The organism is Paenibacillus solanacearum, from assembly GCF_910593845.1.
Lineage (GTDB): Bacteria > Bacillota > Bacilli > Paenibacillales > NBRC-103111 > Paenibacillus_G > Paenibacillus_G solanacearum.
Genome location: NZ_CAJVAS010000044.1, coordinates 22,492 through 37,907, shown reverse-complemented (window position 1 = coordinate 37,907; position 15,416 = coordinate 22,492). Strand labels below are relative to the sequence as shown.

16 protein-coding genes are annotated in these 15,416 nt (G+C 55.8%); all 16 read left to right on the top strand.

Features of this window, described 5'->3' with window-relative positions; all coding sequences use genetic code 11:
• Complete coding sequence (gene ppaX, locus KXG62_RS28375) at nt 1-639, top strand: pyrophosphatase PpaX (RefSeq protein ID WP_218095402.1); 639 nt, start codon at nt 1-3, stop codon at nt 637-639.
• 11 nt (nt 640-650) lie between these two features.
• Entirely contained in the window at nt 651-1,166 is a 516-nt protein-coding gene (locus KXG62_RS28370) for an acyltransferase (RefSeq protein WP_218095401.1), read from the top strand.
• Between the two features lie 336 nt (nt 1,167-1,502).
• Nucleotides 1,503-2,684, top strand: coding sequence for an ATP phosphoribosyltransferase regulatory subunit (locus KXG62_RS28365; RefSeq protein WP_218095400.1), 1,182 nt, complete (start codon nt 1,503-1,505; stop codon nt 2,682-2,684).
• Between the two features lie 15 nt (nt 2,685-2,699).
• Entirely contained in the window at nt 2,700-3,344 is a 645-nt protein-coding gene (hisG, locus tag KXG62_RS28360) for an ATP phosphoribosyltransferase (protein WP_218095399.1), read from the top strand.
• Nucleotides 3,345-3,357: 13 nt separating this feature from the next.
• Nucleotides 3,358-4,647, top strand: coding sequence for a histidinol dehydrogenase (gene hisD, locus KXG62_RS28355; protein ID WP_218095398.1), 1,290 nt, complete (start codon nt 3,358-3,360; stop codon nt 4,645-4,647).
• Complete coding sequence (gene hisB / locus KXG62_RS28350) at nt 4,640-5,251, top strand: imidazoleglycerol-phosphate dehydratase HisB (protein WP_218095397.1); 612 nt, start codon at nt 4,640-4,642, stop codon at nt 5,249-5,251. Before hisD ends, hisB begins: the two co-directional genes overlap by 8 nt.
• On the top strand, nt 5,252-5,875 hold the full coding sequence (gene hisH / locus KXG62_RS28345) for an imidazole glycerol phosphate synthase subunit HisH (protein WP_218095396.1): 624 nt from the start codon (nt 5,252-5,254) through the stop codon (nt 5,873-5,875).
• 77 nt (nt 5,876-5,952) lie between these two features.
• Nucleotides 5,953-6,711 (top strand): imidazole glycerol phosphate synthase subunit HisF, encoded by a 759-nt coding sequence (gene hisF, locus KXG62_RS28340; protein WP_218095395.1) that lies wholly within the window; start codon nt 5,953-5,955, stop codon nt 6,709-6,711.
• Complete coding sequence (gene hisIE, locus KXG62_RS28335; protein ID WP_218095394.1) at nt 6,708-7,397, top strand: bifunctional phosphoribosyl-AMP cyclohydrolase/phosphoribosyl-ATP diphosphatase HisIE; 690 nt, start codon at nt 6,708-6,710, stop codon at nt 7,395-7,397. The genes hisF and hisIE overlap by 4 nt, the downstream gene beginning before the upstream one ends.
• A gap of 92 nt (nt 7,398-7,489) precedes the next feature.
• A complete protein-coding gene (gene hisJ, locus KXG62_RS28330) occupies nt 7,490-8,302 on the top strand; it encodes a histidinol-phosphatase HisJ (RefSeq protein WP_218095393.1) in 813 nt (270 codons plus the stop codon).
• A 91-nt stretch (nt 8,303-8,393) separates the two neighbouring features.
• The gene (locus KXG62_RS28325; RefSeq protein WP_218095413.1) at nt 8,394-9,344 is read left to right on the top strand and encodes a ribose-phosphate diphosphokinase; all 951 of its coding nucleotides are present in this window, start codon (nt 8,394-8,396) and stop codon (nt 9,342-9,344) included.
• 225 nt (nt 9,345-9,569) lie between these two features.
• Nucleotides 9,570-11,321 (top strand): tetratricopeptide repeat protein, encoded by a 1,752-nt coding sequence (locus KXG62_RS28320; RefSeq protein WP_218095392.1) that lies wholly within the window; start codon nt 9,570-9,572, stop codon nt 11,319-11,321.
• Between the two features lie 94 nt (nt 11,322-11,415).
• Complete coding sequence (gene trxB, locus KXG62_RS28315) at nt 11,416-12,363, top strand: thioredoxin-disulfide reductase (protein WP_218095391.1); 948 nt, start codon at nt 11,416-11,418, stop codon at nt 12,361-12,363.
• 156 nt (nt 12,364-12,519) lie between these two features.
• Nucleotides 12,520-13,479, top strand: coding sequence for an ROK family glucokinase (locus KXG62_RS28310; protein ID WP_218095390.1), 960 nt, complete (start codon nt 12,520-12,522; stop codon nt 13,477-13,479).
• Nucleotides 13,480-13,530: 51 nt separating this feature from the next.
• Nucleotides 13,531-14,430, top strand: a complete 900-nt coding sequence (gene rapZ / locus KXG62_RS28305) for an RNase adapter RapZ (protein ID WP_218095389.1) — start codon at nt 13,531-13,533, stop codon at nt 14,428-14,430.
• Nucleotides 14,427-15,410: a gluconeogenesis factor YvcK family protein gene (locus KXG62_RS28300; protein WP_218095388.1), complete on the top strand. Its 984-nt coding sequence runs from the start codon at nt 14,427-14,429 to the stop codon at nt 15,408-15,410. Before rapZ ends, KXG62_RS28300 begins: the two co-directional genes overlap by 4 nt.
• The last annotated feature ends 6 nt before the right edge of the window (nt 15,411-15,416 follow it).

The following is a 15,416-nucleotide window of genomic DNA, read 5'->3' as shown; positions in this document are numbered from 1 at the left end:
ATGATTCGAACGGTATTGTTTGATTTGGATGGAACGATTCTGGATACGAACGAACTGATTATCCAGTCGTTCCTGCATACGTTTGAAGGCGTTACGCCGGAGCCGGTCACCCGGGAGCATATTATCCCGAATATGGGCAGGCCGTTAATTGAGCAAATGGTTTATTTTTCAGGCCGCCAGCAAGTCGACGACCTCGTGGTGAAATACCGCAAATTTAATGTAGAGAAGCATGACGAACTGGTCAGGGAATTCCCGTATGTGAAAGAAACGCTGGCGAAGCTGCATGCAGCCGGCGTCAAGCTGGGCGTCGTGACAAGCAAGATTCGGCTGACGACGGAAATGGGCCTGAAGCTGACCGGGATGTTCGACTACTTCGGCACAATTGTGACGGTGGATGAGGTGGAGAAAGCGAAGCCTGATCCGGAAGGCATCTGGAAGGCGCTTCGCGAGCTCGGGGGAGACGCGGAATCCGCGTTGATGGTCGGCGACAGCCATTATGACCTGGAAGCGGCCAAAAATGCCAACGTCCGTTCCGTAGCCGTAGCGTGGTCGCTCAAAGGCGAAGATTATTTGAAGCAGTATGCACCGACGCATTTGATTCACGATATTCGCGATTTATTGCCGATCGTCGGCGTTTGAGGGGATAGCGCTTGAGACAAACCGACCGTTACCCGGTGGATGGACCGAACTCGCTGTGGCAAATGTACAATACGATCAGCCCATGGAAAGCCGTGCGCAACTTTATGTTTATACAGTTGTCCAGGTATACTCCCTCCTTGCCGATGAAGCGGTGGATTTATCGCCGTATATTAGGGATGAAGGTGGGAGAGCATACCTCCTTTGCTTTAATGGTGATGGTGGATGTATTTTTCCCGGAAAAAATCGAGGTCGGCGAAAATACGATCATCGGCTACAACTCGACGATACTGACGCATGAGTACTTAATCAAAGAATACCGGCTCGGTCAAGTGCGTATTGGCTCCAACGTGATGATCGGGGCGAATACGACGGTGCTGCCCGGTGTGACGATTGGGGACCACGCCGTCATCGGCGCGGGCTCGGTCGTACATAAGGATGTAGCGCCTTACAGCTTTGTGGCCGGCAATCCGCTGCGCGTCATACGCAAGGATGTGCGGGACGATGGCCGGCAGTCCGGGGAAGAGTAGCAGGTCCGTACAGGGCCTTTTTTATTTTTAGACTTGCAGAGAGGGTAGTGGCGGAGCTTCGGGACAGTGAATCCGCTCTCTTGCCAAGCGCGATAACCGGCGGCGTCCGTTCGGCCATCTGCGCCGTACCGTGCGTGTCCGCGTCCCAACGCGCGCCTGCAGATTGCTGAGAATAACATGAATAACGGCATGTGGAAATGATTGACGAAGGACGGAGTTCCATGATAAACTTACGAATACATTCTTTATCTTGGTAGTATGGTAGTATATTAGCGAACTAAAGCGAATCTTTTCATACATGCAATTTCATTTCAAACGAATAGCAGGGTGAAGCCGGTGTCGAAACCGAAAGTATTTGAAAAGCCGACAGGTGTAAAAGATTACGTTCCTGAAGCCGCCGCGAAGCTGCGCAGCATCGAGTCGAAGGTGATGCAATGCGTTGAACGCTGGGGATATCAGGAAATTATTACGCCGACGTTAGAGTATTACGATACGGTGGGCGTTGCCAGCTCGACCGAGGACAAAAAGCTGTTCAAGCTGCTCGACCGTAAAGGAACGACGCTTGTGCTTCGCTCCGATGTGACGTCGCCGATCGCGCGCGTCGTTTCGTCGGTGCTGAAGGAGCAATCGTTTCCACTGCGGCTATCGTACCGGGCAAATGTGTTCCGAGCGATTGAAGCGGAAGCGGGACGGGATGCGGAATTTTTCCAAACCGGCGTGGAGCTGGTTGGCGATGCGTCTTCCGAGTCCGATGCGGAAGTCATTGCACTCGCAATCGCCTGTTTGCAGGCGGCGGGAGTGCAGCAGTTTAAGATTGCCGTCGGACACGTAGGCTTCCTGAACGGGCTGCTCGAGGAGCGCCTGCAGGACCGGCAGGATGCGCAGCGGATGTTGAAGGAGTGCTTGCTGAGCCGCGATTATGTCGGCTACCGCGATACGATTCGTTCGCTCGGCCTCACAACCGAGGTACAGCAGGAGCTCGAGGGTATTTTGCGCCTGCGCGGCGGACAGGAAGTGTGCCGGCAAGCCGGCGAAGCGACGAGCAATCCGATTGCCAAACAGGCGATTGAGCATTTATGCGAAATATGGGACGTGCTCAGCGCCTACGGCGTCAGCGAGCATGTGCTGATCGATTTGACGATGATCGGGGATTTCTCCTATTATACGGGCATGACGTTCGAGGGCTATGCGGAGGAGCTGGGCTTTCCCGTATGCAGCGGAGGACGGTACGACAATTTGCTTGCGCAATTCGGGCGTCCGGCTCCGGCGACGGGCTTTGCGCTTAAAACGAACCGAATCCTGGAAGTGACGGGCGATGAGACGGATACGCCGCTTCGCCGCGTGCTGATCGTTTATTCGGCGCAGCGCCGGGCGGAGGCGCTGGCCAAAGCCGGTGAGCTTCGGCGCAATGAGGCAGTTGCAATCGAGACGCAACTGCTGGGCAACAACGAGAACGAAGATTTCGACCGTCGGGACGATGCTTCGCGCTTTGACGAGATATTTAAGTTTGTACAATAAAGGAGCGGCGTTCGCATGCAGGATATTTTAAAAGTGGCTATGCCCAAAGGCCGCATATATAAGCAGGCTTCGAAGCTGTTTCGCGAGGCGGGGCTGCATATTCCGGAAGACATGGACGAATCGCGCAAGCTGATCATTCAAATCCCGGAAGCGCGGATGGAGTTCATTATGGCCAAGCCGGTCGACGTGCCTACCTATGTCGAATATGGCGCAGCGGATATCGGTGTCGTAGGCAAAGATGTGCTGATGGAAGAAAACCGGGATGTGTACGAGCTGCTTGACCTTGGCATCGCGCGCTGCCGCATGTCGGTGATCGGCCTGCCGGACTGGAGGCCGGTGCTGAATCCGCGGGTAGCGACGAAATACCCGAACGTGGCGTCGCAATACTTCCGCGAGCAAGGACAGCAGGTCGAAGTGATCAAGCTGAACGGCTCGATCGAGCTTGCGCCGCTCATCGGTCTCGCCGACCGCATTGTCGATATGGTCGAAACCGGCAGTACAATCCGTGAGAACGGGCTCATGGAGCATGAGCAAATTTTTGCGATTACGAGCCGCCTGATCGCTAACCGGGTGAGTTACCGGATGAAGAGCGAAGCGATCCAGGCGCTGTGCGACCGGCTGCAGCCGGTCATTGCGGCCGTCGCGTCGGCGTCGAAATAAAGGGGGCGGAATCATGCGAGTTATACCGGCAACGGAATTTGCCTTGAAGCGTGAAGTGGATTACGGATCCGCCCAGCAAAACGAGGCGGTCAAAAGTATTATTGAAGAAGTGCGCCGGGACGGCGATGCGGCGCTGCGCCGCTTCGCCGAGCGGTTTGACGGCGTGCGCGTGGATGATCTGCGCGTCACGAAGCAGGAGATCGAGGCCGCCTACGAGCAAGTGGATGAGAGCTTCCTCGCCGCGATTCGCGCAGCGGCGGCGAATATACGCCGTTTCCACGAGAAGCAGCTGCGTTCCTCGTGGATGGATCTGCAGGCCGACGGGAGCATTCTGGGCCAGGTCATTCGTCCGCTGCGCCGAGTCGGGCTCTACGTGCCGGGCGGCAAGGCGGCGTATCCTTCCTCGGTGCTCATGAACGCCATCCCGGCCCAGGTAGCGGGCGTGCCGGAAATTGTAATGGTGACGCCGCCGGCTACGGCCGGGGCGGAGGGGATCAACCCGCACATTCTGGTCGCGGCGGCCGAAGCGGGAGTCAGCGAGATTTACCGCGTCGGCGGAGCGCAGGCGGTAGCCGCACTGGCATACGGGACGGAGTCGATCCCGGCAGCGGATAAAATCGTCGGGCCGGGCAACATCTACGTCGCGCTTGCGAAGCGGTACGTGTTCGGCGCGGTCGACATCGACAGCATCGCCGGCCCGAGCGAGATCGTCGTGCTGGCGGACGAGACGGCGGATGCCGCTTACGTGGCAGCGGATTTGCTGTCCCAGGCGGAGCACGACGAGATGGCTTCGGCGATCTTGATTACGCCATCACCAGAGCTGGCCGAGGCGGTCGCCCGCGAGGTCGACCGCCAGCTGAGCGAGCTGCCGCGGCGCGACATCGCGGCGCAGTCGATCCGCGACTACGGCGCGATCTTGACTGTAACGAGCCTCGAAGAAGGCATCGACGCGGTCAACCGGCTGGCGCCGGAGCATCTTGAGATCATCGTGCGCGAGCCATTCCAGCATCTCGGCAAAATCGAGAACGCCGGCGCGATTTTCCTCGGCCCGTACAGCTCGGAGCCGGTGGGCGATTATTTTGCCGGGCCGAATCATGTGCTGCCGACGAACGGGACGGCGCGCTTCTCATCTCCGCTGAACGTGGACGACTTCATGAAGAAGTCGAGCGTCATTTACTACAGCAAGGAAGCGCTGCTGCGGGACGGAGAGCAAATTATCGCGCTAGCGCGTCATGAAGGCCTCGACGCGCATGCGCGTGCGATACAAATTCGTTTGGAGAAAGAGGGGACTAACCATGGCTGAGCAGGACATACAGAACGGCGGGCGCCGGTCCGAGATCGCGCGCAAAACGAACGAGACGGACATCCGACTGGCATTTAACGTAGACGGAGAAGGCATCTCCGAGCTTGAAACCGATGTGCCGTTTTTCAATCATATGCTTGATCTGTTCACGAAGCATGGCCAGTTTGACCTGCGGGTGGACGCCAGGGGCGACGTAGAGATCGACGACCACCATACGGTAGAGGATATCGGTATTTGCCTGGGGCAAACGCTGCGTGAAGCGCTCGGCGACAAAAAAGGCATCAAGCGTTATGCCAACGTCTTCGTGCCGATGGACGAAGCGCTCGCCCAGGTGGCGATCGATATCAGCAACCGTCCGCATCTCGAATACCGGGCGCAATTCCCGTCCGCTACGGTCGGCAGCTTTACGACAGAGCTCGTGCATGAGTTTTTGTGGAAATTTGCGCTGGAAGCGCGCATCACGCTTCATGTGATCGTGCACTACGGCCACAATACGCATCATATGGTAGAAGCGGTGTTCAAGGCGCTCGGCCGCGCGCTCGACGAAGCGACGAGCATTGACCCGCGCGTGAAAGGCGTGCCTTCGACGAAGGGAGTGCTGTAGATGATCGCCATCATCGATTACGGCATGGGCAATCTGCACAGCGTTCGTTCGGCGGTCGAGCGGCTCGGCTATGAAACGGTCGTCACCTCCGACGAGCGCGAGCTGCAGGCGGCGGATGGCGCGATCCTCCCCGGAGTCGGCGCATTCGGCGATGCAATGGACCAGCTGCGGGAGACGAAGCTGCGCGAAGCCGTACTGCATTATGCGCAGAGCGGCAAGCCGCTGCTCGGCATTTGCCTCGGCATGCAGCTGTTGTTCGATCGCAGCGAGGAGTACGGGACGCATGAGGGACTCGGATTGCTGCCTGGTGAAGTCGTTCGCTTCCGCGGCGATTTCAAGGTGCCGCATATGGGATGGAACAAGCTTGCGTTCCGTCAGCCAAGCCCTCTATTCGAAGGCCTGGAAGAAGGTCATGTGTATTTCGTGCATTCCTTCCACGTGCTCCCGGAGCGTCAGGACGATTTGCTTGCGACGACGGACTATTACGGGCAAGTCACCGCGATTGTCGGCCGGGGCAATGTGTTCGGGATGCAGTTCCACCCGGAAAAGAGCGGTAGCGTCGGCATGAGACTGCTCGGCAATTTCTTGAGCCTGTGCAAGAGCGGGCAAACCGTAGAATCGTAAGCGCACAACCCCGGGCAGCCGGGGATGTCGCTTTTTCGCCTGTAGGAAGGCGTATGGGGAAAGGGGAGCAACAGCAGATGCTGGCCAAACGAATCATACCTTGTCTTGACGTAAAGGACGGACGGGTGGTTAAAGGAGTCAACTTCGTCAATTTGCGCGATGCCGGCGATCCGGTGGAGCTTGCTTCGATTTATGACCGCGAAGGAGCCGACGAGCTCGTGTTTCTGGATATTTCCGCTTCCCATGAAGGGCGGGCCACGATGGTCGAGGTCGTCCAGAAGACGGCCGGCGAAATTACGATTCCGTTCACGGTGGGCGGCGGCATCGCAAGCGTGGACGACATGAAGCGGCTGCTCCGTGCCGGCGCGGATAAGATCGGCATCAATACGGCGGCGGTCAAAAATCCGCAGCTCGTCTCCGACGGCGCGCGTAAGTTCGGTTCGCAATGCATCGTCGTTGCCGTGGACGCCAGATATAACGCCGAGTGGGGCGAATGGGAAGTGTTCACGCACGGCGGTCGCAACGGAACCGGTATCAAGGCGCTCGAATGGGTGAAGCGAATCGAGGATCTCGGTGCGGGCGAAATATTGCTGACGAGCATGGATGCCGACGGAACGAAGGACGGCTTCGATCTCCCGCTGACCAAGGCCGTGTCGGAGCTCGTGACGATCCCGGTCATCGCCTCGGGCGGCGCGGGGAAGAAGGAACATTTTTACGACGTATTTGCACAAGCGAAGGCGGACGCGGGATTGGCCGCGACGATTTTCCACTATAAAGAAATGACGATTGATGAAGTGAAACAAGATCTTCGGGTAAAAGGAGTGGAAGTACGGTGAGCGAGCAACAAGCGGTAGTGGAAAGTGTGGAGGCGCTGCTGGCGGCGGTGCGGTTCGACGCGCAAGGGTTGGTGCCGGCTGTCGTGCAGGATGCGGCAAGCAAAGAGGTCTTGATGCTGGCCTACATGAACGAGGAATCATTGAAGCGGACGGTGGAGTCCGGAGAAACGTGGTTCTGGAGCCGTTCCCGAGAGGAATTATGGCATAAGGGCGCGACGTCCGGACATATTCAAAAGGTAAAGGCGCTGCGGTACGATTGTGATGGCGATACGCTGCTGGTGGTGGTCGATCAGACCGGACCGGCTTGTCACACAGGCAGCTACACCTGCTTCACGAATGACGTGCGCGCCGGTTACTTGTCGGAATCCGCTTCCGAAGTTGCAGCTAAGGCAGACCGGTTCGCGATGCTCGCGAAGCTGGAGTCGGTTATTGCCCAGCGCGATGCCGAGCGTCCGGAAGGGGCTTATACGACGTATCTCTTTGAAAAAGGCGTCGATAAAATATTGAAAAAAGTCGGCGAGGAAACGGCGGAAGTGATCATTGCCGCCAAAAACCGCGACAACGACGAGCTGCGCTGCGAAACGAGCGATTTGATCTTCCATTTGATGGTGCTGCTGCGCGAACGAAAGCTGGCGCTTGACGATGTGCTCGCCGAGCTGGACCAACGTCATAACAAGAAAAAATAATACGGATGCGGCAGGCGTGGGGCTCCGCGGCTTCCCTTGGGGGAACGGTCCCGGACGTCCGCGCCCGCAAGCCGCGAAGGAGAATACGCTCTATGCGCATCGATTATCATACGCATCATGTACGGTGCGGGCATGCGTCGGGAGAGCTGGAAGAATACGTGCAGAAGGGCATCGAGATCGGTCTGGTCCAATTGGGCTTGTCCGATCACATGCCCTTGCTGCATGTAGATCCGGCGGCTTATTTGCCGGGCATGGCTATGCCGATGGAAGAGCTGCCCTGCTATGTCGAGGAAGCGTTCCGACTGCAGCAAAAGTATAAGGAGCAGATCGACATCCGTGTCGGTCTGGAAGGCGACTATATCGAGGGCTACGAAACGGAAATTAAGCGCATCATAGACGCATACCCTTGGGATTACGTGATCGGATCGGTTCATTTTCTAGGGGAATGGGATATTACCGATTACCGTCAGACGGACGGCTGGAAAGAACGCGACGCTTACGAGGTGTACCGGCAATATTACAATGCCGTCATCAAGGCGGCGCATAGCGGGTTCTACGATTATATCGGCCATATCGATGTCGTCAAACGTTTCGGCTTCAAGCCGGAGCGCAGCGTCGACCATTTGGAGCGTCAAGCGCTGGAAGCGGTCAAAGCGGCGGGAATCGCCATCGAGCTGAACGCGTCCGGCCTGCGTATGCCCGTCAACGAGATGTTTCCGAGCCGGCGGGTACTGGCGTATGCACGCGAGCTGGATATTCCTGTGACGATCGGATCGGACGCCCACCAGCCGGAGCGGCTGGCGCAATACCTGGATTTGGCAGTGGACGAGCTGAAGGCCGTCGGTTTTAACGAATTAGCCACATTTAAGCAGCGGAAACGGCTTATGGTGCCTATTGGTTTCTAACGTTTTTGTGTATAATGGGAGAGTAACGGCTTTTTCTTAAATTTTATGTAAACATTAATGGGAGTAACATATGCATAAAGCGGAGGTAACCATGTACAGCGACAAATTGAAAATATTTTCAGGATCGTCCAATCCGAAGCTTGCGGAACGGATTTGTAAAGAATTAGACGTTCCGCTGGGCAAAATTAAGCTTTCCCGTTTCAAGAGCGGGGAAATTTATTGCCTCTACGAGGAAAGTATTCGAAACTGTGATGTTTTTTTGGTGCAGACGTTCTCTCACCCGATCAACGAGCATTTCATGGAGCTTCTCGTCATGATGGATGCGGCCAAGCGTGCTTCGGCCCGGACAATCAATCTTGTCGTACCGTACTACGGTTATTCCCGCCAGGAACGTAAAGCGGCGCCGCGCGAGCCGATCACGGCAAAGCTGGTCGCCGATCTGCTCGACTCTGCCGGAGCGGACCGCGTCATTACGATCGATCTGCATGCGCCGGCCATTCAAGGCTTCTTCAACATCCCGGTCGACCATTTGACCGCACTTGACTTGCTCAGCAACCACATCAAGCAGTTGAAGATCGAAGATCTGATCGTCGTGTCGCCAGACGCAGGCGGCGTGACCCGCGCAGAGAATTTGGCCAACGTCCTGGAAGCGCCGATCGCGATGATGTTCAAGAAGCGGTATGCGCATAACGAAGCGGTCGTTACCCATGTCATCGGCGACGTCGAGGGCAGGACGCCGGTCATTATCGAGGACTTGATCGATACGGGAACGACTATCGTGAACGTAGTTGAGGGCCTTAAGGAACGAGGCGCGAATGACGCTTATATTTTGGCCACGCATCCGGTATTCTCCGGTCCTGCGCTGCAGCGCCTGGATCATCCGAACATTAAGGAAGTCGTCATTACCGACTCCATTGCCATTCCTGAAGAACATTCTTCCAGGTTTCACGTGCTGTCGATCGCAGGATTGTTATCCGACGCCATTCGCATCATCAAGAGCGGCGGTTCGATCAGTTCGTTGTTCAAATACGGCGGCGTATAAAGTTTACCAGACAACTCCGGCATCGAAACCTTATGGTTTTGGGCCGGAGTATGTTAATATAGAAGCAAGACTTTTGTATAACGAAGAAACAGGATCATCCGGTACAGTGTTGAAGCGGAATTTTTTGGTATAAATTTCGCGCAGCATTCGATTGCAGCTTCGCCGAAGTGCATCGATGGAAGCTTTTTTTACTATGTCCGGACGGATTACGGAGGTGCCTTACTCATGGAGAAGAAAAAACGTATGTCGCCAGGGCCAAGCACCAAAGTCGTACCGATGAAGATGGATGCCACATTCTTTTTCGAAAAAGCCGTTCAGTCCCTGGACCGATATCATTATGATAAGGCACTTAAATATTTTCGTCGCGCTGCGGAGTTTGAGCCGGAAAACCCGGTGAACCATTGTAATTTGGCCGGTCTATTGTCCGAAATGGGCAACTACGAAGAATCGAACCGCATTTTACAGCATGTGCTCGATCAAATCGACCCTGCTATGACAGAGTGCTACTTCTATATGGCGAACAACTTCGCCAACATGGAAAATTACGAGTCGGCGGAACATGCGATCATTCATTACCTGGAGAACGATCCGACGGGGCAGTTTCTGGAGGAGTCCGAGGAAATGATGGAGCTGCTCAGCTTCGAACTCGACCGTCCGACGAAGCTGACGACGATCAAGAGCCGCGAAGGCTTGTTCGAACACGACAAAGCCCGCTCGATGCTCGAGGAAGGGCGATTCTCCGAAGCGGTTCGATTGCTTGAGAAAATGATTAAGAAGCATCCGGATTTCATGGCTGCGCGCAACAATTTGGCGCTGGCGTACTACTATATGGGGCATTTCGACAAGTCGGTGCAAATGATCCGGCAAGTGCTCGAGATGGAACCCGGCAATTTGCATGCCTTATGCAACCTGGCGATATTTTACCAGCATTTTGGCGACCGGGACAGTTTATCCGGTCTGCTTGAGGTGCTTCGAAAGACATATCCGTTCCATCAGGATCATGTGTTTAAGCTGGCGACGACGATGGGTATATTGAGCGAGCATGACAAGGCGTACCGCCTGTTCAAACGGCTGCTCAAAACGGGAGAAGCGGGCCTCGACCCGTGCCTGTTTCATTATACGGCCGTTGCAGCATACAATACCGATCGCTCTGAGGAAGCGGAGCGTCAATGGAAGCAGGCCGAGAAATTCGATCCCGGCTCGGAAATTCCGAAGTTTTATTTGAATTTGCTCAAGAGGAGTCGTTCGGAAGCGACGAAGCCGTCTGTCAATTATCACTATCACCTTCCTTTCGAAGAACAATTCCGCGGTCTTGAACGCGGCGCCGATGGGCTGCCCGAGCATTTGAAGCGGGACCCGCTTGTGCGCTCGTCGTTTTTCTGGGCTTTGCGTCATGGCGATACGGATACGAAGCTGCAGGTCATTCAGGCGTTCGGTTTGATCGCCGACGAAGAAGTCAAAGACGCGCTGCTGGAATTTATCGTGCAGGAAGAGGAAGACGACTATCTGAAGAAGATTGCCATCTTCGTTCTGCGCAGTATCGGCGTCAAAGAGCCGCTGAACGCTTTCTTGGAAGGCCGTAAAACGACGGTGGCCCCGAGCCCTTATTCATCGAGCTTGCCTCTCTGGGACCGGAAATGGCAGGCCGTTATGGAAACGGCTTTGAAGCAGATGGCGCGCCGGTACGACATGGTGCAGCAGTACGATTTGCAGACGCTCTGGGTAGAATATTTGACGAGGGTATTCCCGCATGTTCCAAAAATAACAAAGGCGGAAGCTTGGGCTGCCGCGCTTGAATATTTGACGGCCAAAATGCATCGCCGTCCGATTACGTATCAGGACGCTGCCGACCGGTACGGCGTATCGGTGGCTACCGTGAGCAAAAATGCGAAGCAGATCGATACCGTCTGCGGCATCAAAGAGAAGATGGATGCGATCTTTCAAAAGTTTCCCGGCATGGAACCGCACAAACCCTAGTTTCGTAAAAACTTCAGAAACCGATAGGCCGGCTGGGCCGGATCTGACATCTTTTCTGAATGTTGATAGAACCCCTCAAGGAGGAAGCTTCTCTATGTACAAAACCATCGTTATCGGTACCGGGCCTGCCGGACTGACCGCAGCTATTTATTTGGCTCGCGCCAATTTGAATCCGCTCGTGATCGAAGGGCCGGAGCCTGGCGGCCAATTGACTACAACGACAGAAGTGGAAAACTTCCCGGGCTTCCCCGAAGGGATTATGGGGCCTGAGCTGATGGCGAACATGCGGCAGCAGGCGGAACGCTTCGGCGCCGAGTTCAAAACCGGCTGGGTCAATCAGGTAGATATGTCGCAGCGGCCGTTCAAGCTGAATGTGGAAGGCATTGGCGATATTGAAGCCGAATCGATTATTATTTCGACAGGCGCTTCGGCGAAGCTGCTCGGCATTACGAACGAGAAAGAATCGATCGGACGCGGGGTTAGCACCTGTGCAACGTGCGACGGTTTCTTCTTCCGCGGCAAGAAGATCATCGTCGTCGGCGGAGGGGACTCGGCCATGGAGGAAGCCAACTTCCTGACCCGGTTCGCTTCCGAAGTGCGCCTCGTGCATCGGCGCAAAGATCTGCGCGCCTCAAAGATCATGCAGGATCGCGCGCGTCAGAATGAAAAGATCGTCTGGAGCCTAGACCGCGCACCGCTGGAAGTCGTTTCCGGCGACAAAGGCGTAACCGGGCTGAAAGTGAAAAACAACGAGACCGGAGAAGAAGAGGTTCTGGAGACGGACGGCATCTTCGTGGCGATCGGCCACCAGCCGAACACCGGATTCCTGAATGGGCAAATCAAGACGGATGAGCTCGGCTATATATTGGTAAAGCCGGGAACCTCCATGACGAACGTCGAAGGCGTGTTCGCCTGTGGCGACGTTCAGGATAGCAAATACCGTCAGGCGATTACGGCTGCAGGCAGCGGCTGTATGGCGGCGCTCGACTGCGAGAAGTTTCTGGAAGGACATATGGTCCACGACTGGAGCGTCTCGGTGTAAAGCGGCAGCAGGAAGGGCGTGGAACCGGTTGGTGTTCCACGTTTTTCATTTATGTCGTCTTGACGGCCCCATGGGGTTGGCTTATAGTTGGAACAGGAGTGTAACAAACCCGCATGGGTTATGTCATCGGATATCATTTATGAGGTGATCAGCAGTATGGGAGAACAAGTTTATGTAGGAGTCGACTTGGGAGGAACCGCCATTAAGGTCGGATTATGCGATGCGCAGGGGAAGCTGCTGCAAACTTATGAAGGCCCGACGGGAACCGAACACGGCGCCGATGTGGTCCTGGAAAACATTGCGCAATACGTACGCAAAATCGTATCGGAATCTCCGTACACATGGGATCAGGTAGCCGGAATCGGAGCGGGAATCGCCGGTTTCATGAACATTCCGGAAGGCTTCATTAAGCTGTCTCCTAATCTCGGCTGGCGCAACGTACCGGTCAAGAAAATCCTGGAAGAAAAGCTTGGAAAGACTGTAAAAATAGATAATGACGCGAATGTCGCCGCTCTTGGAGAAGCGTGGAGCGGAGCGGGGGCAGGCATTCCGAACGTCGTGTGCTACACGCTCGGAACCGGCGTCGGCGGGGGAATCATCGTTCACAGCAGCATCTATCAAGGCTTCAACGGCATGGCCGGCGAGCTCGGGCATATGACAGTCGTGCCGGATCTGGAAGCGATCGAATGCGGCTGCGGTAAAAAAGGATGCCTAGAGACCGTTTCTTCGGCGACGGGCATTATTCGCATGGCAAAGGAAGCCACGGAACGCGGGGAGCATACGTCGCTTGCGCTCGTCCAGAACATTACGGCCAAAGACGTATTCGACGCGGCTAAAACCGGCGACGAGGTTGCCCTCCGCATTATTAATCGCGCGGCGCTTTATTTGGGCAAGTCGATGGCGACGATATCCGTCGTGCTGAACCCGCAGCGGTTCATTGTGGGCGGCGGCGTGTCCAAGGCCGGCGACATTCTGTTCGACGCGATCCGCAAGTATTACCGCGAGTTCGCCCAGGAAACGGCGCAGGAAGGCGTAGATATCGTTCCGGCCGTGCTTGGCAACGATGCGGGCGTTGTCGGCGCCGCGGGCTTGAACTTATTTTCAAAAACCGTGTAGTCCTGCGTGCTGTCCATTGGGAGGGATCCGCGCAGCTGGGGAGGAGAAACCATGGAAGAGATGCAAACGCTCGGAAAGCTGGTCATCATTACCGGCATGTCCGGGGCTGGCAAAACGATTGCGGTACAAAGTTTGGAGGACTTGGGCTATTTTTGCGTAGACAACTTGCCTCCTGTACTGATTCCGAAATTCGCCGAGTTGATTGAGCAGTCCAAAGGCCGGATCGCCAAGGTGGCGCTCGTCATCGACTTGCGCGGCCGCGAGTTTTTCACTTCGCTGACCGAATCGCTGCGTTTCCTGAAAGAAAATCATACGCTCACCTACGAAATACTGTTTCTTGACGCGACCGATTCGGTATTGGTGCAGCGTTACAAGGAGAGCCGGCGGAAGCATCCGCTTGCGCCTGAAGGCGTGCCGCTCGAAGGGATTCAACAGGAGCGCAAGCTGCTGGAGGAACTGAAAGGCTTGGCCACGCAAGTGATCGATACGAGCAGCATCAAGCCGAACGCGCTTAAAGAAAGAATCGTCTCACGCTTTACCGATCTGGAAAGCGGCAGCATCTCGATTAATGTCATTTCGTTCGGTTTTAAATACGGCATTCCGATTGACGCGGACTTGATTTTTGACGTCCGGTTTTTGCCGAACCCCCACTATGTGGAGCACCTCCGCCCGAATACGGGCCAGGACCCGGAAGTGTATGATTACGTGATGAAGTGGAATGAGACGCAGGAGTTTTTGTCGAAGCTGCTCGATATGCTTCATTTCCTCGTTCCCCAGTACAAGAAGGAAGGCAAGAGCCAGGTCGTGTTAGGGATCGGCTGTACCGGCGGCAAGCACCGCTCTGTCGCCATTGCGGAATATTTGGGCAAAATGCTGCATAACAGTGAAACGGTATTTGCGAGGGTCAGTCACCGGGACTCGGAGCGCGACCGTGTCGAGGTGAAGAAATGAGCCCTCGCGGCGCAGAGAAAAAACGCCCGCAGATTGTCGTGATTGGCGGCGGAACCGGCTTATCGGTTATGCTTCGCGGCTTGAAGCGCAAGCCGATGGACATTACGGCCATCGTGACCGTAGCCGATGACGGGGGCAGTTCCGGCATTTTGCGCTCCGAGCTGGAGATGGTGCCTCCCGGGGACATCCGCAATGTGCTGGCCGCCCTTGCCGACGTTGAGCCGCTGCTCGGCCAAATGCTGGAGTATCGCTTCGAGAAAGGCAATGGATTGGCCGGACATAGTTTGGGTAACCTAATGCTGGCAGCGATGCGGGATATTACCGGCGATTTTGTAACGGGCGTGCGGGAGTTGAGCCGCGTGCTGGCCGTTCGCGGGCGGGTGCTGCCGGCATCGGATCATGCGATTGTGCTTCGAGCCGAAATGGCGGACGGTACCATCGTCGTCGGCGAGTCCAAGATTCCTCAAGCAGGCGGCGTTATTCGCCGCGTGTTCATCGAGCCGGCTGCGGTGCACGCTCTGCCGGAGGCGCTGGACGCGATTCGGGGAGCGGATGCGATCCTGGTCGGTCCGGGCAGCTTGTATACGAGCATCATGCCTAATCTGCTCGTACCCGAAATCGCGCAGACGATCCGTGAATCGGATGCGCTCAAGATGTTCGTATGCAACGTCATGACGCAGCCCGGGGAAACGGACAATTACTCGGTCAGCGACCACTTGAAAGCGGTTCGAGACCACGTTGGAGAGCATTTGTTCGACTACGTCATTGTGAATAACGGCGACATCCCGGAGACGGTGCAGCATAAATACGCCGAGAAGGGCGCCGAGGTCGTGAAGCTCGACCTGGACGAAGTGACGAAATTCGGATGCCAGGTCATTGCCGACCAATTGATACTGTTCCGCACGTATCTTCGTCATGATGCGGAGAAGTTAAGTCACCATATTTACAAGCTGGTGGAGAGTTGGATGAAGAAGAGGTGATTGCCG

Excerpts from the sequence above, each read along its gene's own strand:
- ppaX (WP_218095402.1), top strand. The coding sequence starts at position 1 with ATGATTCGAACGGTATTGTTTGATTTGGATGGAACGATTCTGGATACG.
- hisG (WP_218095399.1), top strand. The coding sequence starts at position 2,700 with ATGCAGGATATTTTAAAAGTGGCTATGCCCAAAGGCCGCATATATAAG.
- hisD (WP_218095398.1), top strand. The coding sequence starts at position 3,358 with ATGCGAGTTATACCGGCAACGGAATTTGCCTTGAAGCGTGAAGTGGAT.
- hisB (WP_218095397.1), top strand. The coding sequence starts at position 4,640 with ATGGCTGAGCAGGACATACAGAACGGCGGGCGCCGGTCCGAGATCGCG.
- hisH (WP_218095396.1), top strand. The coding sequence starts at position 5,252 with ATGATCGCCATCATCGATTACGGCATGGGCAATCTGCACAGCGTTCGT.
- hisF (WP_218095395.1), top strand. The coding sequence starts at position 5,953 with ATGCTGGCCAAACGAATCATACCTTGTCTTGACGTAAAGGACGGACGG.
- hisJ (WP_218095393.1), top strand. The coding sequence starts at position 7,490 with ATGCGCATCGATTATCATACGCATCATGTACGGTGCGGGCATGCGTCG.
- KXG62_RS28325 (WP_218095413.1), top strand. The coding sequence starts at position 8,394 with ATGTACAGCGACAAATTGAAAATATTTTCAGGATCGTCCAATCCGAAG.
- KXG62_RS28320 (WP_218095392.1), top strand. The coding sequence starts at position 9,570 with ATGGAGAAGAAAAAACGTATGTCGCCAGGGCCAAGCACCAAAGTCGTA.
- trxB (WP_218095391.1), top strand. The coding sequence starts at position 11,416 with ATGTACAAAACCATCGTTATCGGTACCGGGCCTGCCGGACTGACCGCA.
- KXG62_RS28310 (WP_218095390.1), top strand. The coding sequence starts at position 12,520 with ATGGGAGAACAAGTTTATGTAGGAGTCGACTTGGGAGGAACCGCCATT.
- rapZ (WP_218095389.1), top strand. The coding sequence starts at position 13,531 with ATGGAAGAGATGCAAACGCTCGGAAAGCTGGTCATCATTACCGGCATG.
- KXG62_RS28300 (WP_218095388.1), top strand. The coding sequence starts at position 14,427 with ATGAGCCCTCGCGGCGCAGAGAAAAAACGCCCGCAGATTGTCGTGATT.